Genomic DNA, 19,365 nt, shown 5'->3' with positions numbered 1-19,365 from the left:
AAATCACTCCGCCGCCAATTCAGCTCCCATGCGGCAGTCCATGCCCACTCCCGCTGCAGCCAGCGAAGCGATACCGGCTTCCCAGCGGGTCACGCGGCTGCTGGGCGAGCGTCTCGAATTAGTTGAAGATCTCTGGGAGACGGTGCTGCGCAGCGAGTGCCCCCCCGAGCAGGCCGAGCGACTGCTGCGCCTCAAGCAGCTGAGTGACCCAGACGAGGCTGATGTCACTGGGGCGATCGTGCAGCTGATCCGCGAGATGGATCTGGCCGAGGCAATCGCCGCGGCCAGGGCCTTTTCGCTTTATTTCCAGCTGGTCAACATCCTCGAGCAACACATCGAGGAGGACACCTACCTCGACAGCCTCAAAAACCAGGAAAACGGCCCCAGCGATCCCTTCCTGCCGGCCCTCGCCAACCAGACCGACCCAGCCACCTTTCGCCAGCTGTTCGCCCGCCTGCGCAGCCTGAATGTGCCGCCAGCCCAGCTGGAGAAGTTGCTGCGCACCCTCGACCTGCGGCTGGTGTTCACCGCCCACCCCACCGAAATTGTGCGCCATACGGTGCGGCACAAGCAGCGGCGTGTGGCCACCTTGATCCAGAAACTGGAGCAGGGCAGCGGCCTCAATTGCCTTGAGCGCCAAGGCCTGAGACTCCAGCTAGAGGAGGAGATCCGGCTCTGGTGGCGCACCGACGAACTACACCAGTTCAAACCGACGGTGCTCGACGAGGTCGACTACGCCCTGCACTACTTCCAGCAGGTGCTCTTCGACGCCATGCCCCAGCTACGCGATCGCATTCGCGCCGCCCTGAAGCTGAGCTATCCAGACGTGGAACCGCCACGGGATTCGTTCTGCACCTTCGGCTCCTGGGTGGGCTCAGACCGGGACGGCAACCCCTCGGTGACACCGGACATCACTTGGCGCACCGCCTGCTACCAACGCCAGCTGATGCTGGAGCGCTATCTCAAGGCGGTGAACGAGCTCAGTGACCAGCTCAGCATCTCGATGCAGTGGAGCCAGGTGAGCCCGGCCCTGCTGGAGTCGCTGGAAATGGACCGGCTGCGCTTCCCGGAGATCTACGAGGAGCGGGCTGCCCGCTACCGACTCGAGCCCTACCGGCTCAAGCTCAGCTACACCATGGAGCGGCTGCGGCTCACCCACCAACGGAACCAGCAACTGGCCGATGCCGGCTGGGAGTCTCCCTGCGATGGCAGTGCCCCACCACCGCCGATGGGGGGCAGCATGGCCCCCGCTCCCACCCAGGAGTTGCACTACAGCACGGTTGATGAATTCCGCTACGACCTGGAACTGATCCAAGACAGCCTCGAGCGCACTGGCCTGAGCTGCGAATCGCTGCAGCACCTGATCAGCCAGGCCCAGATCTTTGCCTTCTGCCTTGCCAGCCTGGACATCCGCCAGGAGAGCACCCGCCACAGCGATGCCCTCGACGAACTCAGCCGCTACTTGCAGTTAGCCGTGCCCTACGGCGAGATGGATGAGGCCCAGCGGGTCGAGTGGCTGCTCAGCGAAATCCAGACCCGCCGCCCCCTGCTGCCGCCCACGGCCAAATGGAGTGCCGCCACAGCCGAAACCTTCGCCGTGTTCCGGATGCTGCAGAGGCTGCAGCAGGAATTCGGATCGCGTATTTGCCGCACCTATGTGATCTCGATGAGTCACACGGTGTCCGATTTGCTGGAGGTGCTGCTGCTGGCCAAGGAGGCCGGGCTAGTAGACCCACTTGCCCAGCGCGCCGGCCTGCTGGTGGTGCCGCTGTTTGAAACGGTGGAGGATCTCCAGAGGGCGCCAGCGGTGATGGGCACCCTGTTCCGCCATCCTTTTTACCTAGCCCTGCTGGGCAGTGACGGTGGCCAGCCCCTCCAAGAAGTGATGCTGGGCTACTCCGACAGCAATAAGGATTCGGGCTTCCTCTCCAGCAACTGGGAAATCCATAAGGCCCAGATCGCCCTGCAGCGTCTGGCCATCGAGCACGGCGTCGCCCTCCGCATCTTCCACGGCCGGGGCGGCTCGGTGGGCCGCGGTGGTGGGCCTGCATATCAGGCGATCCTGGCCCAGCCCAGCGGCACCCTCAGCGGCCGCATCAAGATCACCGAACAGGGGGAGGTGCTGGCCTCCAAATACTCCCTACCGGAGCTAGCGCTCTACAACCTGGAAACGGTCACCACCGCCGTGCTGCAGAACAGCCTGGTGAGCAGCCCCGTTGACGAAACCCCCAGCTGGAACGAGCTGATGGGCCGACTGGCGGCCCGCTCCCGCGACCACTACCGGGCCCTGGTGCACGACAACCCCGACCTGGTGGCCTTCTTCCAGCAGGTGACCCCAATCGAAGAGATCAGCAAACTGCAGATCTCCAGCCGCCCGGCCCGCCGCAAGAGTGGCGCCAAGGACCTCTCAAGCCTGCGGGCCATCCCCTGGGTATTCGGCTGGACCCAGAGCCGCTTCCTGTTGCCCAGCTGGTTTGGGGTGGGAGCCGCCCTGCAGGAGGAGCTCGACCAGGATCCAGGCCAGCTGGAGCTACTGCGGTTGCTCTACCAGCGCTGGCCGTTCTTCCGCATGCTGATTTCCAAAGTGGAGATGACCCTCTCCAAGGTGGATCTCGACCTGGCCCACCACTACGTCCAGGCCCTGGGCCGCAGCGAAAACCGCGAGGCCTTTGAAGCAATCTTCCAGTCGATCGCTGCCGAATTTGGCCTTACCCGCGATCTGGTGCTGGCGATCACAGGCCACAGCCGACTGCTGGATGGCGATCCTGCCTTGCAGCTCTCGGTGGATCTACGCAACCGCACGATCATTCCGCTCGGCTTCCTGCAGGTGGCCCTGCTCAGACGCCTGCGCGACCAAAACCGCCAACCACCGATGAGTGAAACGAGCGCCAGCAGCAGCGACGATGGGCGCACCTATAGCCGCAGTGAACTGCTGCGGGGCGCCCTGCTCACCATCAACGGCATCGCGGCGGGCATGCGCAACACCGGCTGAGTCCATTCCCTTCAGCCCCTACCTAGATCAGCCCAGCTCTGGACTCCCTCTTGATCCCGTTCCGCAGCCAGCCCCAAGCCCCACAACTGAGGGATGGTTATTACCTGCTGGCCGATGGCCTACTGCCCAGTGCCGAAGCGCTCAACAGGCTGCTGGTGGCAGCGGGTGATCGGCGCCGGCAGCCTGAGCGCTGGCAGCGGGTGCTGGAGCTAAGCGTTTGGCACTTGGGCGTGGCGGGCCCCGATGGCCAGCTGGTGGGTTTTGTCAGAGCTACCAGCGACCTCGCCCTCAATGCCAACCTCTGGGACCTTTGCGCCGATCCTGCCGATCCAGCTGAGGCAGAGATCCTGGCGGTGCTTGTCCATGCCGCCTTGGGCCGATTGCGCCGGGAGCTGGCGGGGTGCAGTATTTCTCTTTCAGCCCCGCCCCAGGCCCTTGCTGCCCTGGAGCGCTACGGGTTTGCCGTGGATCCGGGGGGCATCCGCGCCATGGGGCTCAAGCTGGAGAATTGATTTCAAGCTGGAGAGTTGATTTCAAACCGGGCTTGGCCAGCAAACCACAGTTCCCAAGCAAAACCCCACCGCCTGGGCCTTGACTGCCTCGGCGGTGGGGAGAGGTGGGGCGGGATGCGGTTGGGTGACGAGCATGGAGGGACTCGAACCCCCGACCCTCAGAACCGGAATCTGATGCTCTATCCAACTGAGCTACATGCCCTTAATGGCACCCTGCCTGGCTTACCTTAACCGCACACCGCATCAGACCCATCCGGCTGCATCGCCTGGAGCTGCTGCGTTTCCGCAATATCAGTCGGCTAGAGCTGAGCCTGGAGGCTCCCCGGCTGCTGGTGGTCGGGGCCAATGGCGAGGGCAAATCCAACCTGCTGGAAGCGGTGGAATTACTTGGCTGCCTGCGATCCCACCGCACCAGTAGCGATCGTGATTTGATCCAGCACGGCGAGGCCAGCGGCCAGGTGCGCGCCCTCACCAGCGGCGGGGACCAGCTGCAGCTGGAGCTGCGCCGAAGTGGCGGCAGGCAGGCCCAGCGCAACGGCAAGCAGCTGGAGCGCCAGCTTGACCTGCTGGGTTCGCTGCGCTGCGTGGGCTTCAGCGCCCTCGACCTCGAGCTGGTGCGGGGCGAGCCCGCTGGCCGGCGTCAGTGGCTCGACCGGGTGGTGCTGCAGCTCGAGCCTCTCTACGGCGATCTGCTGAGTCGCTACGGCCGGCTGCTACGCCAGCGCAGCCAATTGCTGCGGCGCGGCCTGGGGGGAACCAGCCTGCTGGCCCTACTCGACACCTTTGATCTGCAAATGGCCGTGATCGGCACCCGCTTACACCGGCGCCGCTTCCGAGCGATCCGGCGCCTCGAGCCCCTAGCCGCAGCCTGGCAGGAGCGGCTCAGCGGCGGCCGTGAACAGCTGCAACTGAATTACCAAAGCGGCACTGTCTTGGCGGGAGAGGAGGCTGAGGAACCTTGGCGTCAATCCCTGCTTGAGCAGCTACAGCTTCAACGCCAGGAGGAACTGCGGCTGGGCCAATGCATGGTGGGGCCCCACCGGGACGAGCTAGAGCTGGCCTTGGCCGGCCAACCGGCCCGGCGCTATGGCTCGGCTGGCCAGCAGCGCACATTGGTACTCGCCCTCAAGCTGGCTGAGCTCGAACTTGTGGGCTCCGTCCTGGGGGAGCCACCCCTGCTGCTCCTCGACGACGTGCTCGCCGAGCTAGATCCGGAGCGGCAACAATTGCTGCTCGAGGCGGTGGGCGAAGGTCACCAGTGCCTGGTGAGTGCCACCCACCTGGGAGCCTTCAGTGGGGGCTGGCAGGCCGAAAGCCAGGTGGTGCGGATGCGCGCCGGCCAGCTCGATCCGAAGATGCCAACTGAGTAGGTCAACTAGGCCAAGCCACCTAGTTGACCGCGTATGGTTGGGAGCTTGTTTGGTCGGATTCGATGACCCAGACCCTGCCCTGCCTCCACCCGAACCCGGGATGGACTGAGGCCCCTGCTGCTACCACCGCAGCCGCTCCCCTGCCTCACCAGATTTCCGAAACGGTCGGGAAACACTGCATCCTTGAGCTTTATGGCTGCGACAGCGCCAAGCTCGACGACGAAGTCTTCCTGAGGGACACCATCACTGCAGCAGCGAAGCGTGCAGGTGCCACCCTCCTCAACCTGATCACCCACCGATTCGAACCCCAAGGGGTTACGGGATTGGCCCTGCTGGCCGAATCCCATATCTCGATTCACACCTGGCCGGAATCGGGCTACGCGGCGGTTGATGTGTTCACCTGCGGTGATCACACGATGCCGGAAAAAGCCTGTGCGGTGCTCGCCGCCGAGCTTTCAGCCAACGACCACAAGCTCACCAGCTTCCGCCGCGAGACGCCGCCGTCGATTGCTGAGAGCCCGCGTGATCCGTTGCAGGAGCAGGGGTTCACCGCCGCGGTGACCCTCTGATCTCAGCCGGCTAATCACCACTTGGCTGAGCCCAGTTCCCGGTTGAGCTTGCCGCTCACCAGCCCCTCCAGGTCCAGCCCCACGGCGCTAAACCCCATCTCCAGGAAGGCCGCCACCAGCGCCTGCCTGGTTTCGGGCTTGGCCCACAAACCCAGGGCGCGCTCTAGTTGGGCCGAAGGCAGTTCAATCCGAGCCGTCTGGCCCTGGGAGCGCACGCGCACCTGGGGCCATCCCCTTGCCAACAACCAGGCTTCCGCTGCAGCCACCCGCTGCAGCCGCTCCGCCGTGATCGGTTCGCCGTAGGGAAAGCGCGAGGCCAGACACGGCTGGGCCGGCTTGTCCCACCAGGGCAATCCCAGGGCCCGAGAAATTTGGCGTACGCCGGCCTTGTCGAGGCCCACCTCGGCCAGGGGCGAACGCACTCCGAATTCCTTTGCGGCCCGAATGCCGGGCCGATGATCATCTAGATCCTCGGCATTGACGCCATCGAGCACGGTCGCCCCTGCCGCCGCGGCCGCGATCGGCGCCAGCAGCCGGTGCAGCTCCCGCTTGCAGGCGTAGCAGCGCTGGTCAGGATTACTGGCGTAGGCCGGATCTGCCAGCTCCGCCGTAGCGATCTCCCGGTGGGTGATCCGCAGCCAACGAGCCTGCTCCGCCGCCTCCGCCCGCAGGTGGGGGGCTAGGGCCGGCGACACACCCGTAATCGCCAAAGCCGCCTCGCCGCGTTGCTCTACGGCGAGGGCAGCTACTAGGGAACTATCAACGCCACCGGAATAGGCCAGCACCAGCCGATCTAGGCACGCCAACTGCTGACGCAGCGAAGCCAGCGCCAGCTCCAACGGCGGCGGCAACAGCTCCAACGGGGAAAACAGCATCGCCACCAAACTCCTGCCCAGATCTTGGCAACCCCCACCCCAATGACGCCGGTAACATCGCAATATGAGCAGCACCCAGACGCCGCAACGAGGAACGGGCCGGGGTATCGGCATCCGTACGGCGGCCGGCAGCGATGAGCGCGCCCATGGCCAGCTGCACGTCTATGACGGCGATGGCAAGGGCAAAAGCCAGGCGGCCCTAGGGGTGGTTCTGCGCACCATCGGCCTGGGTATCTGCGAGCAAAAACGCACACGGGTGCTCCTGCTGCGCTTTCTCAAGGGGCCCGGCCGGGCCTACGACGAAGACGCCGCCATCGAAGCCCTGCAACAGGGCTTTCCCCACCTGATCGACCAGGTACGCACCGGCAGGGGAGACTTTTTCAGCGCCGAGGAAGCCACCCGCTTCGACCGGCAGGAGGCCCAGCGGGGCTGGGACATTGCCAAAGGGGCCATCGCCAGCGACCTCTACTCGGTGGTGGTGCTCGACGAGCTCAACCCGGTGCTTGATCTGGGCCTGCTTGATATCGAAGATGTAGCCCGCACCCTGGCGGCCAAGCCCGACGGCATGGAGGTGATCTGCACAGGTCGCGGTGCGCCCCGCCAGCTGGTGCAACTGGCGGACCTGCACTCGGAAATGCGCGCCCACCAGGGCCCGGGTGGCCTTGAAGGCGTCGAGATTTACACCGGTGAAGGCAAGGGGAAATCCACCAGTGCCCTGGGCAAGGGGCTACAGGCGATCGGCCGTGGCATCAGCCAGGACAAAAGCCACCGGGTGCTGATTCTGCAGTGGCTCAAAGGTGGCGCTGGCTATACCGAAGATGCCGCCATCGCCGCACTTCGCGAGAGCTATCCCCACCTGGTGGATCACCTGCGCTCCGGGCGCGACGCGATCGTGTGGCGCGGCCAACAGCAGCCGATCGACTACGTGGAAGCCGAGCGTGCTTGGGAGATCGCCCGCGCCGCCATCTCCAGCGGCCTCTACAAAACAGTGATCCTCGATGAAATCAACCCCACAGTTGATCTGGAGCTGCTGCCGGTGGAGCCGATCGTGCAAACCCTGCTGCGCAAACCCGCTGAAACGGAAGTAATCCTCACCGGCCGCTGTAAAAACCGCCCTGCCTATTTCGACCTGGCTTCGGTGCACTCCGAGATGGTGTGCCACAAGCATTACGCCGAGCGCGGCGTCGATCTCAAACGCGGCGTGGATTACTGAGTCTGGATTACTGAGAAGAGGCCTCAGTAGCGCATCACACTCGGATCAACTTCCTGGCTCCAGGCGTCGATGCCCCCGCTCACATTGATGCCCTCGATGCCGTGGCGCTTCAGGGCAATCAGGGCCTTGGCACTACGGCCGCCCAGCTTGCAGTGGGCGTAGAGGGTTTTGCCCGCCGCCAGCTGCTGGATGCGTTCCACTGCCGTGCCGTTCTCGATCTGATCGAGAGGGATCAAAACAGCGCCGGGAATCACGGCGATCTCAGCCTCGGGGGGATTGCGCACGTCGATCAGCACCAGGCCACTGGTGTCACCATCGAGCAGCGTTTTGAGCTCGCCCACGCTGATACTCTCCACAGCTCCGGATTCTTCCTGGCCAGGTGCGGTGCCGCCAACGCCGCAAAACTCTTGATAGTCAATAAGTTTGTCGATCACGGGGCGCTCGGGATTGGGCCGCAGCTTCAGCTCGCGGAACTTCATCGCCAGGGCATCGAACAGGAGCAGGCGGCCGCTGAGGGTGGTGCCGATGCCGGTGATGATCTTCACCGCCTCGGTGGCCTGGATCACGCCGATGATTCCGGGCAGCACCCCCACCACGCCGCCCTCGGCGCAGGAGGGCACCATGCCCGGCGGCGGCGGTTCGGGGAACAGGTCGCGGTAGTTCGGGCTCTCGGCATCCAGGTTGAACACCGTGGCCTGGCCCTCGAAGCGGAAGATCGAGCCGTAGACATTTGGCTTACCAAGCAGCACGCAGGCGTCGTTCACCAGGTAGCGGGTGGGGAAGTTATCAGTGCCGTCGCAGACCAGGTCGTAGCCGGAAATGATCTCCAGGGCATTTTCGCTGGTGAGGGCGGTCTCGTAGAGATCCACCTGGCAGTGGGGATTGATCTCCAGGATGCGGGCCTTGGCCGATTCAATCTTGGGCTTGCCAACCCAGCTGGTGCCATGGATCACCTGGCGCTGGAGGTTGGAGTGGTCGACCACATCGAAATCGACGATGCCGAGCCGGCCTACGCCGGCAGCCGCTAGATAAAGAAGCAGGGGCGAGCCCAGCCCACCGGTGCCCACGCACAGAACAGAAGCTGCCTTGAGCCGCTTTTGCCCCTCCATACCCACCTCTGGCAGGATCAGGTGCCGGGCAAAGCGAGCAACCTCATCGGGGCTGAGCTGGACGCCGCTGGTGTCGGGAGGAAGCATGGCCTCTTGGATCAGGACACCATTCTCCATGGCAGGCGCAGGGGCGCGGCCGGAGCTTCCGGCAGCCACCAGGCAACCAACTCCCCACCAAGGGTTTGGGCCCCGAGGATCACCATCAAAGTGGATATCCCACACAGACTGCGATCGGTGCCAGAAGGCACGGCCCCACTAGTGGGGTGGCTGTGGGCCGAGCCCAGCAGCTCCAGCCCCTGAGCCCTGCCCCACTTCTGCGCCTGCAGCTGCTCCCTTGGATCAATCGCAAAGCGCTGGCAGCGTTGCTGAGGCTGGGGCCAGACGTTGCAACACGGCCAGACCAGGCGCAGTTGCCAGTCGAAGTCCAAGCGTTCACCAAGCAACAGGGCACAACCCTCCTCCGGTTCTGCGCTGGCCAGGATGGGGCGCAAAACGGTGAGCAGGTGCAGATCTGCCCTGATTTGCTCTGGCGCTTGGGAGAACACGCCGATACCTTATGAATCATTCCAAACATTCGCCTCCCAACCGGTCCATGAGCGATACCACCACCGACGCGGTTGAGCAGGGCACTGCCACTGAAGTGGAGACTGACGCCACCTCCGGTGCAGCCGAAGCCAGCTTCAGTGAGCGTTACAGCGAAATTCTTGCCAAGGTGAACGGCACCCTGGACCAGGTGGACTGGAGCCAGATGGGACGGATCGGCAAAGCCAGCGGGGTGATTCTGGCTGTGATCGTCGCTCAGATCCTGATCAAAGGAGTGCTCGACGCAATAAACCTGCTGCCCGTAGTTCCTGGCCTGCTGGAACTGCTGGGCTTGGTGGTTGTCGGCCAGTGGAGTTGGCACAACCTCACCACCAGCGAAAAGCGTGGTGCCGTGGTGGCCAAGGTCCAGAACCTCCGCAAGGAATATCTGGGCTAATCAGCTCCTATTAACTAGCAGCTGATCAATGCTGGCTTGAGCCTGGCGCCCCCAGCCGCCGCCAAACAGATTGGCGTGATTCAAAAGGTGGTACAGGTTGTAGAGGGCGACCCGAGCCTTGGCCCCAGGCTCCAGCGGCCAGACATCTTCGTAACCGCTAAAAAAAGCTTTCGGAAATCCGCCGAATAGCTGGGCCATCGCCATATCCACCTCCCGATCCCCCCAATAGCAAGCGGGGTCGAAAATTGTGCTGCAGCCATTGGTCAGCAGGCCCGCATTGCCGCACCAGAGATCCCCGTGCACAAGCACCGGCTCACAGTGATGGCCGCTTAGCCGTAGCAGCACCAGCTCCAGCAGCTCCCGTGCTCCCCGCAGCGGCTCTCCCCGGCTAGCGGCCCAGGCCAGCTGGGGCGACAAGCGACACTCCGCAAAAAACACCCCCCAATCGGAGCGCCAGCCGTTGGGCTGGGGGGCTGATCCAATGAAGTTGTCTGCCGCAGCCCCGTAACCCTGGGCTGGTGCCGAGCCGGCACTGCTGCGGTGCAGCTGGGCCAAGCCCTGGCCGCATTGAAACCAACCACTTTCAGCTGCGGCGCCAGGTGAGCCTGCCAACTGCAGCCAGCTGAGCAGCAGCACGGCGAGATCGCCGGCCACTCCCCATGCCAGGGGCTCTGGAATCACCAGCGCGGCAGGCGCATGCTGTGCCAACTGCCGCAGGCCGCTTAGCTCCGCCTCAAACATGGGCAGGGCTACGGCCGCGTTGGTCTTGGCAAACAAGCTGCGACCATCAGCCAACTCCAGCCGCCAGGCCTGGTGGATACAACCACCCCCCAGAGGCGTCTGGGCCACCACGGCGCAGCCGAGCTGCTGCTCTACCCAGGCCTGCATCGCGCGCCCGCGCACCTGGTTGCCAGCATGGCGCCATGGAGAAGCGCCTCGATGTGGTGGTGGTGGGCGCCGGCATCGCCGGCCTCACCGCCGCAGCCCTGCTGGCCCGGGAGGGCCTGACGGTGGAACTGCTGGAAGCCCACCAGCAGAGCGGCGGCTGCGCCGGCACCTTCCGCCGCGGCCCCTACACCTTTGATGTGGGCGCCACCCAGGTGGCAGGCCTGGAACCTGGCGGCAGCCACCAGCGCCTGCTGGCCCACTTCGCTCTGCCCTTACCGCAGGCCACCCCCCTGGATCCGGCCTGCGTGGTGGATCTGGCCGATGGCCAGCCGCCGGTGCGGATCTGGCGCGAACCGGAGCGCTGGGCCGCCGAGCGGGAGCAGCAGTTTCCCGGCAGCGGCCGCTTCTGGCAACTGTGCGCCGTCCTGCACCAGGCCAACTGGACCTTCGCTGGCCGCGATCCGGTGCTACCACCGCGCACCCTCTGGGATCTGGGCCAGCTGCTGCCGGCCCTGCGCCCCGCCAACCTGGCCAGCGGCCTGCTGGCCGGCGCCACGGTGGCCGATCTGCTGGCGCTCACGGGCTGCGGCGGCGACCCGCGCCTGCGCCGCTTCCTCGATCTGCAGCTACGCCTCTACTCCCAGGAGCCCGCCGATCGCACCGCCGCCCTCTATGGCGCCACCGTGCTGGCCATGGGCCAGGCACCGCTGGGGCTCTGGCACCTGCAGGGCTCAATGCAGGTGCTCAGCCAGCAGCTTGAGCAGGCCCTGGCTGCCGGCGGCGGCCAGCTGCGACTGCGGCATCGGGTGAAAGCCCTGCAGCGCAACAACGAGCCTGGAGGCGGGGCGGGCTGGAGGTTGCAGGGCGAGCAGCTAGGGGGGGCCGGCAAGGGGCAGGAGTTCAGCTTGAGCGCTACCAATGTGGTGCTGGCCATACCGGTGCAAAGCCTGCCCGCTCTGCTCGGGCAGCAGCTACCCGCGGGCTACCGCAGCCGGATAGAAGATTTGAGCGATCCATCTGGGGCATTGGTTTTTTACGGTGCCATTGAGCGAGCACTGCTGCCTGCCAACTGCCCCAGCCACCTACAACTCGATTGGGCCGATCCGGGCACCTTGTTTGTGTCGGTGAGCCACGAGGGCGACGGCCGGGCGCCGGTGGGCCTGGCCACGGTGATCGCCAGCGTTTTCACACCAGCGAAACCCTGGTTTGGCCTCGAACCCACCGCCTACGACCAAGCCAAGGCCGAAGCGCTGGCCGCCATGCAGCGGGGGTTGGAGTCGCTGCTGGGCATCAGCCCAGCACAGTGGCGCCACGCTGAGCTGGCCACACCCCGGGGTTTTGAGCGCTGGACCGGGCGGCCCTTTGGCTTTGTGGGTGGTCTGGGACAGCACCCCAGCCGCTTCGGGCCCTTCGGCCTAGCCAGCCGAACCCCTCTGCCGGGCCTGTGGCTGTGCGGTGATTCGATCCACCCCGGAGAGGGCACCGCCGCCGTCGGCCTCTCAGCCCTGATGGCCTGCCGGCAGCTGCTGGCAGAGCGGGGCCAGACGCTGAGCCTCAGCGGACTGAGAACCTAGCCATGTCAGGGGGATCAGAGAAACTGCGGCCGCAACTCCTGGCTGCGATCGAGCACCTGCCGCAAGCCCTGCCAATTCCCCTGGCTCACCTGCTGCTCGAGGGCTTCCAGCTGCTGCCGGTAGACCGCCAGCGCCACTAGCAGCGCCTCGCGGTTGCAGCGGGCCATCAGGGTGCCCAACTCCGGATTGCCGCCGCCCACCCGGCTGGTGTCGGCAAAGCCGCTGGAAGCCAGGGCGCGCACTAGGCCGGCTAGATCCCCGGCGCCCGCAGCGCCAGCCCGATCAGCCGTCTGCAGCAAGGCGGCACCCACCAAAACCGGGAGGTGGGAGATCAGCGCCACCGCTTGGTCGTGCTCAGCGGCGCCGCAACTGAGCCAGTGGGCCCCCACAGCCTGGGCCAAGCCCTGAACCAACGCCAGCGCCTGCGGATCGGTAGCGGCAGCGGGGGTCGCCACCCAAGGGCGCCCGTGAAACAACCCGTGCTGGCCCGCCTCCACCCCCGCCTCAGCCGTACCGGCCATCGGATGACTAGCGACAAAACGGGGATGCAGGCCCTGCCAGAGCTCCAGCACCGGCGCCTTCACCGAACCCACATCGGTGATCACCGCCTGGGGTGGCAACGCCGCCACCAACTCCTGCGGCGGCTCCAGCAGCCGGTCTAAGGGCAGGGCCAGCACCACCAGGCTGCAGCCCGCCAGCACGGCGGGGTTGGTGCCCACCTCGGTGGCCAGTAGCCGCTGCCGGGCTCGCTCGGCGGTGGCCTCACGGTGCACTAAGGCACGCACCTCCACGCCTTGGTGCTGCAGATCCAGCCCCAAGGAGCCGCCAATCAATCCCAAGCCCACGATCCCCACGGGCCCCTGCCGCCACGGATTGGCAGTGCTGTGAGCACGAGCCTGGGGGCTGGGCAAGGAATGGGGAGTCATCGGGGCGCAGGAGCCATCCCGCCAGCTTCCTACGCTTTTGATCTGTTGGTTGGCTGGGAATGCTCGAAGCCCGCGCCCATCAGCAACTCAAAGACCTATTGCGCCAGGAGGGCAGTGCTCCCTGGCCCCACCACCTCAGCCTCAGCCGCTTGGTGGCCCGCAGCCTGCGCCGCGGCGACCACACCCTGGTGCGACTAGCCCCAGGCAGCGAACCCAGCTGGTGGATCAGCCTGCTGGTACCCCTTGCCCTGAGCGAGTGCCCCCTGGCAATAGTGGTGGGCGAGGCCCAACGCCAACGGCTGCTACAGGTGGAGCTGCCCAGGCTGGCAAAGGCCGAACCAAGCATGGCCCTGCCCTGCTTCGAGGGCGACCGAGCACCAGAAGATGCCCGCGCCTGGTTGCTTAACCATCAACAGCTGGTGGCGGCCTGGCAAAAGGGGTGGCTGGGGGAGCGCCAACTGGTGATCCCGGAGGCGGAACAGCTCGACACCCTGCTGCGCCAAGCCCTGGAGGTGGTGGTCACGCCCCAGCACTGGGACCAACTGCGGCGGGCCCAGCCCGCGGCCGAGTCAAGCCTGCTGAGCCTGCACCAACGGCTCAATCGCCGAGTGCTCAGCGCCCCCCACCGTCCCAACCAGCTGGTGGCCCTGTCCCCAGACGACGAAGCCCCCCTGCGCCATCTACTGCAGCTGCTAAGCCCCCTACCCGCGCCATGGCCCGACTGGCTGGCCGCCAAGGGCGAAGGCTGGACCAGCTGGGCCCAGCTGAATCCCCAACTGCTGCAATGGCAACTGCACCGCCACCCCCTCGAGCCCTTGGCGGTGCTGCGCGGCCTGCTGGAGCGGCGGGGTGCGGTGCTGCTGGGCCAACTTGCGCCGGGGAGTGAATTGGGGCTGCAGCCTGCTGTGGAGCTGAATCTCGGCGATGCGCCCCTTGCCGACCCCCTGCCCCTGTTTGCGCCGCTGCGCCAACCGCTGCCGAATAGCCCGAACTACGGACAGCACCTGCTCGAGCAAAGCCGGCGGCTGATCCTTGGCCAAGCTGGGCTAACGGTCGTGCTGATCGATGACGACGCCCTGCGATTAGGACTGACCAGTGGGCTGGCAGCGGAATTCGGCAGTCGAGTAGTGCACGAGAGCACCGCGCCCAAAGGCAATGGGGTGATTTGTGCACGCTGGTGCTGGTGGCTCGAACAGCAGACCCGGCTGCCGCTGCCAGGCCAGATCGTGATCGCCCTGCTGCCGATCGCCAGCCTCGAAGATCCCCTCACCGCTGCGCGAGTAATGGCATTACGCCAAGGGGGGCGCGATTGGTTCCGAGAGGGCCTGCTGCCAGATGCCCTCACCCGTTTGCAGCTCGGTGTAGCGGGGCTTAGGCGCGAGGGCGCTGGCCGGCTGGCCGTACTGGATGGACGGCTGCGGGGGCGGAGCTGGGGCCGCCAGGTGCTTGCAGCCCTGGAACCCTGGATCAACCTGACCCGCTTACTGCCTCACTGACGTGGGATCCTGACTTCACCATCCAAGTAGCGGAGGCCATGGGGGAAGCCAAGCGTCGCAGTATTCAGGGACTGCCACCCAAGCTGGTTAAGCCAAAACGGCCGAAAGAAATTGACACCTCGCCACGCGTCGCAGCCTGGCTGCCCCTGACGCGCAACCAGGCTGATCGCTTCGTCACCCTCACCACCAAAGGGGCCTGGATAGGCATCGGCGCCCTGGTGCTGTTCTGGCTGACGGTGCGTTTTGTCGGCCCAGCAGCCGGCTGGTGGAACCTGTCCGACGGCTGACCCGCGAAATCCTGAAGAAAAGATTAGGATCTTTTGAATCCGTCTGGTCGTCGTGTTCCCACGCTTAGCCGAGCAGTACAGATCTGTGGTTCACGACCTGGTGATGAGTCTTCAGGCTCTCGCCAAAAGCCTTCAAGACCGAGGCATTGCTGCCACCTGCTACGTCTGCGGTGATGGCCGGGACGGTCACGGGGCCTCCTTCGTCGCCAACCTCGACGCGAACCACATGGTGCGGTTTTTAGTTTCCGATTTCGGCATCAGCTGGGTGGAATCCCGCGATGGCCACGAACTGGTGAAGCTAGAAGGAGCCGAAGCCATCCAGGAGCTACAGCGAGTCGCCCAGGTGCTCCAAAGCCCCGTGGCAGCAAAGGGATCGCGAGCTCAATCGCCAGCCAACCCGCCTAACCCCAACCAGCTCAAGGGAGCATTCACGCTCCCTTGAGCTGGAGCAAGCCGCTCAGCTAGCCACCAACAACTCTTCGAGGCCATCGCCCGCTTCAGCGAGCCCTGATGCTGCAACAGCCGCCTTAGCAGCCGCGGCCAGGGGCTTCATGGAATTGGCGGTGACCTCTGAGCCCTCCTTCAGCTTTTGCCGAGTGAGTTGCTCAATCACCTCAGCCTGGGCTGGGTTTTGCTCCAACCAGGTGATCGTGTTGTCCCGGCCCTGACCAATGTTGTCGCCCTCGTAGCTGTACCAGGCACCTTTGCGGATCACCACACCGGTCTCCTCGGCCAGGTCGAGCAAACAGCCAAGGGTGCTGATGCCACGGCCAAACAGGATGTCGAATTCGGCGATCCGGAAGGGCGGGGCGACTTTGTTTTTTGCCACCTTCACCTTGGCGCGGATGCCGTACTCCTCGGTGCCCCGCTTGAGGGTCTGAATCCGGCGAATGTCCAAGCGCACCGATGCATAAAACTTGAGGGCGTTACCACCGGTGGTGGTTTCCGGATTGCCGTAGGTGACACCGATCTTCTGGCGCAGCTGGTTGAGGAAGATCACGGTGCAGCCGGATTTACCGATGTTGCCGGTGATCTTGCGCATGGCCTGGCTCATCAGGCGAGCCTGGGCACCTACAGCCAGGTCCCCCATTTCACCTTCAATTTCAGCGCGGGGGGTCAAGGCCGCCACCGAGTCGATCACCACGATGTCCACGGCCGCTGAACGCACCAGCTGGTCGACGATCTCCAAAGCCATCTCACCGGTATCCGGTTGGGAGACCAGCAGGTTTTCAATGTCAACGCCAAGGGCCGCTGCATAGACGGGGTCGAGGGCATGCTCCGCATCCACAAAAGCGGCCACACCACCTCGCTTCTGCACCTCAGCAATGGCATGCAGGGTGAGGGTGGTCTTACCGGAACTCTCCGGCCCATAGACCTCAACTACGCGACCCTTGGGATAGCCCCCACCCAAGGCCAGATCCAGGGTGAGGGCCCCAGTGCCGATGGTTTCCACCCGCATGCGGGAGGCATCCCCCAGGCGCATGATCGAACCCTTGCCGAAATTGCGCTCGATCTGATTCAAGACAAGCCCCAAGGCCTTGTCGCGCTCGGCTGCTGCCCGGCTATCGGCAGTCGAATTATTAGCTGAAGAGGCCGTAGCCGCAGAATTAGTAGCTGAAGAGGCGGTAGCTGCAGAAGAGGCAGAAGCCGAAGCAGAACTGGCTGAGGCGCGGGAAGCAGGGGGCACGGAAGGGCTGGAGGAGGAGTTAGGGGTAGCGGGCATAACAGCAATCAAATGCGAAGGAACAGGCCGCAAAGACGCAAAGCAGGGCGGGGAGCTAGCCGTAAATCGGCATGACCCGCAGGCACGACCTCCAGGCAAACCCGAAGACGGCCATCCTGCGGCCTCTAAGCAGCTAGTGCCCCTAAAGCGGGCCGGCGTATCAATTGCTAATAGTACGAGCGTACTCTAGCTCACTGGGGCCATTGCGCCAGGGGGGCAGCAAATAGCTCCGGCGTCAGCCAGCCGATGCCAGCCGGCAAAGCCTCAGCGTCCTGGGGACCCAAGTACCCCCAACTCACCAAAAAACAACGGACCGATGCCAAGCGGGAATCGGCCCGCACCGTTGCCAGCGTGGGGCGTCTGTCTTCAACAAACCAGAGCGGGCGCCCCTGATCCAGCAGCTGGTGCAGCACCTCGGGCTTGCTGCCGTGCTCGTGGCCATAAAGGGCGGAAGGCTCTAGAGCCGCCGCCGCCAACAGCCTGGCCGCAAAAGCGGCGCCCTTGGTGGTGAGCACCACCCAGTCGGCCCCTTCCTGCCCCAAGCGCTGTAATCGCTCCTTCACCCCCGGGTAAAACCTGTGGCGGGAAAGCCAGGCAGCAGGCGCTTCAGCGATGGCGCCATTGCGGACCTGCTCGAGCTGGCGCTGCAGCCGCTCCGGCTGCCACCCCCAACGGGCCAGAGCGGCAGGCAAGGCCCCGTCGTAATCGGCCAGCAACTCCTCCAAGTTGAGATCCGGGCGGCCCAGCTCCGCTGCCATCAGCACCATCTCCCAACCCTTGTGAATCAGGGGCCGCAAGCTGGTGAAACCTGCCGGTGCCTGCTCTGGGAGCACCAGCTCTGGAGCCAGCTGCAGGGCCGCCGCCCGGGCCGACCACCAGTATTCGGGCATGCCATCCATCAACACCCCGTCGAAATCAAAAACGATCAAGGGGCCAGATTTAGCCCAAAAGCCAGTCGCAGCAGGGGGAGCGAAAGACATGGATCAAAACTGGGTCGCTAGGATTCGAACCTAGGAATGGCGGTACCAAAAACCGCTGCCTTACCGCTTGGCGACGACCCAATGGCGCTCTGAAAGAGCTTGAACCAAACCTAACGGATGGGCTCAACCGGAAATTCCGGATACCAAGATAGTTACCCATAGCGCCCGGTCCTTCGTCAACCGCCGCAGCCACCGGCTCCTAGCTCAGACAGGAAATAGCCGCAGTCGCTGCTCCACACCGCGACCAAACACAGCGGTGCGTAGCCGGTAGCGATCAGCCAATTCCGCCTGCATCAACCGCACCCTCTCGCTGCGGGGCAGCAGCTCTACGGGCTGGCCGTGGGGCAACACCACCTGTTCAACAGCCAGCCGGCATTCCTCCAGCCCGGCGAGTGCGTCATCGGCCTGGGCGCTGCAGGCAGCCACTGCGACTGGATCCTTTTGCGCCTGGCCCTCACGATGACGCTGGAGCAGCCGCTCTAGGGCGCGCTGTAGCTGGGGCGGGGCCGCCGACTTCAGGACCAAAATCGGCAGGCCCAGGTCCTGAGCCTGACGGCGCACATGGGGATCACGGCCGAGATGTTGGCGCAGGCTGAGTACCGCGTCAGCCAGCTCGACACTGCCCACCAGCTCCACTGGCAACTGACGGGCCCGCACCACCTGCTCCAGCGGCCCCAGGCTGAGGCCCGCTCCGTACACCCGCAACATCGCTGCCGCGGCTTCAACCGCTGGGAGCTCTGACGCCGCGTCAGCGTCCTCCAACTCGGGCAGGGGTGCGGCCGCCAGCCGTGGTCGCCCATGGGGCCGCGGCGCCACCGCCTCCCTGGCAGCCGGGGCAGGCGCTGACTCAAGTTGCCGCTGCAGCTGCCCATCAGCGCCGAGCTCCCGAATCTCGGGGCGCCCCACCTGGCCCCGCAGCAGCATGTCCACCGTGCGGGCCACATCCCTGTGCACATGCCAACGATGGCGGCTGTGCATCTCAACCGCCATGGCAAAAGTGGGCTCGGCAGCCCTCTCCAACACGGTTTTCTGCGTGCGGCGGCGGCGGGCCTCCTCATCGCCGAGCGTCACCGCCTGAATGCCACCCACCAAATCGGAGAGAGTGGGATTTTTGATCAAGTTTTCGATGGCATTGCCATGGGCCGTGGCCACGAGCATCACGCCACGCTCGGCAATGGTGCGAGCCGCCTGGGCTTCAAGCTCGGTGCCGATCTCGTCAATAACGATCACCTCGGGCATGTGGTTTTCCACGGCCTCGATCATCACCTGGTGCTGAAGCTCCGGCCGAGCTACCTGCATGCGCCGGGCGCCGCCGATGGCGGGATGGGGAATGTCGCCATCCCCGGCGATTTCATTGCTGGTGTCAATCACCACCACCCGCTTGCCCAGGTCGTCGGCCAACACCCGGGCGATCTCGCGCAGGGCGGTGGTCTTGCCCACACCAGGGCGCCCCATCAACAGCAGCGACTCGCCGGCATCGAGCAGGTCGCGCACCATGGCCACTGTGCCAAACACTGCTCTGCCCACCCGGCAGGTGAGTCCCACGATCGTGCCGGTGCGGTTGCGGATCGCACTGATGCGATGCAGGGTGCGCTCAATGCCGGCACGGTTGTCGCCGCCGAAGCTGCCTAATCTCTCCACCACTGCAGCCAGGTCGGCGCGCTCCAGGGGCTGATTGCCCAGGGCGCTTACCTGGCCCGGGTAGCGGGCCTCGGGCACCCGGCCCAGGTCGAGCACAACCTCCAGCAACTGCTCACGCGACTCGGCGGTCGCCAAGGCCGCCTGCACCACCTCAGGCAGCAGGGCCAGCAGGCGATCGAGGTCGTCGGTGACGCGCTGGGGGGCGATCAAAGCAGGGCTGGACACCGAATC

18 protein-coding genes and 2 tRNA genes are annotated in these 19,365 nt (G+C 65.2%); 10 read left to right on the top strand and 10 right to left on the bottom strand.

Going from position 1 to position 19,365, the window contains the following annotated elements; translation table 11 throughout:
• The first annotated feature begins 40 nt into the window (after nucleotides 1–40).
• Both ppc and KBY83_RS09555 read left to right on the top strand, forming a co-directional pair.
• Nucleotides 41–2,992, top strand: a complete 2,952-nt coding sequence (ppc, locus tag KBY83_RS09560; RefSeq protein WP_255019294.1) for a phosphoenolpyruvate carboxylase — start codon at nucleotides 41–43, stop codon at nucleotides 2,990–2,992.
• Nucleotides 2,993–3,042: 50 nt separating this feature from the next.
• Entirely contained in the window at nucleotides 3,043–3,504 is a 462-nt protein-coding gene (locus KBY83_RS09555) for an N-acetyltransferase (RefSeq protein ID WP_255019293.1), read from the top strand.
• 128 nt (nucleotides 3,505–3,632) lie between these two features.
• On the opposite strand, the gene KBY83_RS09550 is transcribed toward KBY83_RS09555, so the two are convergent.
• Nucleotides 3,633–3,706, bottom strand: a tRNA-Arg gene (locus tag KBY83_RS09550).
• A 64-nt stretch (nucleotides 3,707–3,770) separates the two neighbouring features.
• Between KBY83_RS09550 and recF the strand changes: the two genes are divergently transcribed.
• A complete protein-coding gene (gene recF, locus KBY83_RS09545) occupies nucleotides 3,771–4,874 on the top strand; it encodes a DNA replication/repair protein RecF (RefSeq protein WP_255019311.1) in 1,104 nt (367 codons plus the stop codon).
• Between the two features lie 62 nt (nucleotides 4,875–4,936).
• Nucleotides 4,937–5,443: an adenosylmethionine decarboxylase gene (gene speD, locus KBY83_RS09540; RefSeq protein ID WP_255019292.1), complete on the top strand. Its 507-nt coding sequence runs from the start codon at nucleotides 4,937–4,939 to the stop codon at nucleotides 5,441–5,443.
• A 14-nt stretch (nucleotides 5,444–5,457) separates the two neighbouring features.
• On the opposite strand, the gene larE is transcribed toward speD, so the two are convergent.
• Complete coding sequence (larE, locus tag KBY83_RS09535) at nucleotides 5,458–6,318, bottom strand: ATP-dependent sacrificial sulfur transferase LarE (RefSeq protein ID WP_255019291.1); 861 nt, start codon at nucleotides 6,316–6,318, stop codon at nucleotides 5,458–5,460.
• Nucleotides 6,319–6,382: 64 nt separating this feature from the next.
• On the opposite strand from larE, the gene KBY83_RS09530 reads away from it, so the two are divergent.
• A complete protein-coding gene (locus tag KBY83_RS09530; RefSeq protein ID WP_106632366.1) occupies nucleotides 6,383–7,531 on the top strand; it encodes a cob(I)yrinic acid a,c-diamide adenosyltransferase in 1,149 nt (382 codons plus the stop codon).
• A gap of 23 nt (nucleotides 7,532–7,554) precedes the next feature.
• On the opposite strand, the gene moeB is transcribed toward KBY83_RS09530, so the two are convergent.
• Complete coding sequence (moeB, locus tag KBY83_RS09525) at nucleotides 7,555–8,727, bottom strand: molybdopterin-synthase adenylyltransferase MoeB (protein WP_255019310.1); 1,173 nt, start codon at nucleotides 8,725–8,727, stop codon at nucleotides 7,555–7,557.
• Nucleotides 8,728–8,738: 11 nt separating this feature from the next.
• Nucleotides 8,739–9,185 (bottom strand): M67 family metallopeptidase, encoded by a 447-nt coding sequence (locus tag KBY83_RS09520; protein WP_161956153.1) that lies wholly within the window; start codon nucleotides 9,183–9,185, stop codon nucleotides 8,739–8,741.
• A 47-nt stretch (nucleotides 9,186–9,232) separates the two neighbouring features.
• On the opposite strand from KBY83_RS09520, the gene KBY83_RS09515 reads away from it, so the two are divergent.
• A complete protein-coding gene (locus KBY83_RS09515; RefSeq protein WP_106632368.1) occupies nucleotides 9,233–9,619 on the top strand; it encodes a CAAD domain-containing protein in 387 nt (128 codons plus the stop codon).
• On the opposite strand, the gene KBY83_RS09510 is transcribed toward KBY83_RS09515, so the two are convergent.
• Nucleotides 9,620–10,522, bottom strand: a complete 903-nt coding sequence (locus KBY83_RS09510) for a fructosamine kinase family protein (protein WP_255019290.1) — start codon at nucleotides 10,520–10,522, stop codon at nucleotides 9,620–9,622.
• A gap of 20 nt (nucleotides 10,523–10,542) precedes the next feature.
• Between KBY83_RS09510 and crtD the strand changes: the two genes are divergently transcribed.
• Complete coding sequence (crtD, locus tag KBY83_RS09505) at nucleotides 10,543–12,081, top strand: C-3',4' desaturase CrtD (RefSeq protein ID WP_255019289.1); 1,539 nt, start codon at nucleotides 10,543–10,545, stop codon at nucleotides 12,079–12,081.
• 14 nt (nucleotides 12,082–12,095) lie between these two features.
• On the opposite strand, the gene KBY83_RS09500 is transcribed toward crtD, so the two are convergent.
• Complete coding sequence (locus tag KBY83_RS09500; protein WP_255019287.1) at nucleotides 12,096–13,007, bottom strand: prephenate/arogenate dehydrogenase; 912 nt, start codon at nucleotides 13,005–13,007, stop codon at nucleotides 12,096–12,098.
• Between the two features lie 59 nt (nucleotides 13,008–13,066).
• Between KBY83_RS09500 and KBY83_RS09495 the strand changes: the two genes are divergently transcribed.
• From KBY83_RS09495 to KBY83_RS09485, 3 genes are read left to right on the top strand one after another with little or no spacing between them, the layout of a single operon-like run.
• Nucleotides 13,067–14,503: a helicase gene (locus tag KBY83_RS09495; RefSeq protein ID WP_255019286.1), complete on the top strand. Its 1,437-nt coding sequence runs from the start codon at nucleotides 13,067–13,069 to the stop codon at nucleotides 14,501–14,503.
• 38 nt (nucleotides 14,504–14,541) lie between these two features.
• Nucleotides 14,542–14,790, top strand: a complete 249-nt coding sequence (locus KBY83_RS09490; RefSeq protein ID WP_254941839.1) for a DUF2839 domain-containing protein — start codon at nucleotides 14,542–14,544, stop codon at nucleotides 14,788–14,790.
• Nucleotides 14,791–14,842: 52 nt separating this feature from the next.
• Nucleotides 14,843–15,232 (top strand): DUF1815 family protein, encoded by a 390-nt coding sequence (locus KBY83_RS09485; RefSeq protein WP_255019284.1) that lies wholly within the window; start codon nucleotides 14,843–14,845, stop codon nucleotides 15,230–15,232.
• Between the two features lie 15 nt (nucleotides 15,233–15,247).
• Here the strand turns inward: KBY83_RS09485 and recA are convergent, their stop codons facing one another.
• The 4 genes from recA to KBY83_RS09465 all read right to left on the bottom strand — a co-directional run bounded on the left by recA (nucleotide 15,248) and on the right by KBY83_RS09465 (nucleotide 19,341).
• Nucleotides 15,248–16,477, bottom strand: coding sequence for a recombinase RecA (recA, locus tag KBY83_RS09480; protein ID WP_255019283.1), 1,230 nt, complete (start codon nucleotides 16,475–16,477; stop codon nucleotides 15,248–15,250).
• 227 nt (nucleotides 16,478–16,704) lie between these two features.
• On the bottom strand, nucleotides 16,705–17,493 hold the full coding sequence (locus KBY83_RS09475) for an HAD family hydrolase (protein ID WP_255019281.1): 789 nt from the start codon (nucleotides 17,491–17,493) through the stop codon (nucleotides 16,705–16,707).
• Nucleotides 17,494–17,502: 9 nt separating this feature from the next.
• A tRNA-Gln gene (locus tag KBY83_RS09470) sits at nucleotides 17,503–17,574 on the bottom strand.
• A 123-nt stretch (nucleotides 17,575–17,697) separates the two neighbouring features.
• Nucleotides 17,698–19,341 (bottom strand): AAA family ATPase, encoded by a 1,644-nt coding sequence (locus tag KBY83_RS09465; protein WP_255019309.1) that lies wholly within the window; start codon nucleotides 19,339–19,341, stop codon nucleotides 17,698–17,700.
• Nucleotides 19,342–19,365 lie beyond the last annotated feature (24 nt).

It is taken from the genome of Cyanobium sp. WKJ7-Wakatipu (assembly GCF_024345355.1).
Classification (GTDB): domain Bacteria; phylum Cyanobacteriota; class Cyanobacteriia; order PCC-6307; family Cyanobiaceae; genus Cyanobium_A; species Cyanobium_A usitatum.
Note: the sequence above shows the minus strand (reverse complement) of the source record. Positions and strands in the feature narration are given on the sequence as shown.

What these genes read in the sequence shown, in the direction of transcription:
- ppc (WP_255019294.1), top strand. Translation starts at nt 41, where the DNA reads ATGCCCACTCCCGCTGCAGCCAGCGAAGCGATACCGGCTTCCCAGCGG.
- speD (WP_255019292.1), top strand. Translation starts at nt 4,937, where the DNA reads ATGACCCAGACCCTGCCCTGCCTCCACCCGAACCCGGGATGGACTGAG.
- larE (WP_255019291.1), bottom strand. Translation starts at nt 6,318, where the DNA reads ATGCTGTTTTCCCCGTTGGAGCTGTTGCCGCCGCCGTTGGAGCTGGCG.
- KBY83_RS09530 (WP_106632366.1), top strand. Translation starts at nt 6,383, where the DNA reads ATGAGCAGCACCCAGACGCCGCAACGAGGAACGGGCCGGGGTATCGGC.
- moeB (WP_255019310.1), bottom strand. Translation starts at nt 8,727, where the DNA reads ATGCTTCCTCCCGACACCAGCGGCGTCCAGCTCAGCCCCGATGAGGTT.
- KBY83_RS09515 (WP_106632368.1), top strand. Translation starts at nt 9,233, where the DNA reads ATGAGCGATACCACCACCGACGCGGTTGAGCAGGGCACTGCCACTGAA.
- crtD (WP_255019289.1), top strand. Translation starts at nt 10,543, where the DNA reads ATGGAGAAGCGCCTCGATGTGGTGGTGGTGGGCGCCGGCATCGCCGGC.
- KBY83_RS09500 (WP_255019287.1), bottom strand. Translation starts at nt 13,007, where the DNA reads ATGACTCCCCATTCCTTGCCCAGCCCCCAGGCTCGTGCTCACAGCACT.
- KBY83_RS09495 (WP_255019286.1), top strand. Translation starts at nt 13,067, where the DNA reads ATGCTCGAAGCCCGCGCCCATCAGCAACTCAAAGACCTATTGCGCCAG.
- KBY83_RS09490 (WP_254941839.1), top strand. Translation starts at nt 14,542, where the DNA reads ATGGGGGAAGCCAAGCGTCGCAGTATTCAGGGACTGCCACCCAAGCTG.
- KBY83_RS09475 (WP_255019281.1), bottom strand. Translation starts at nt 17,493, where the DNA reads ATGTCTTTCGCTCCCCCTGCTGCGACTGGCTTTTGGGCTAAATCTGGC.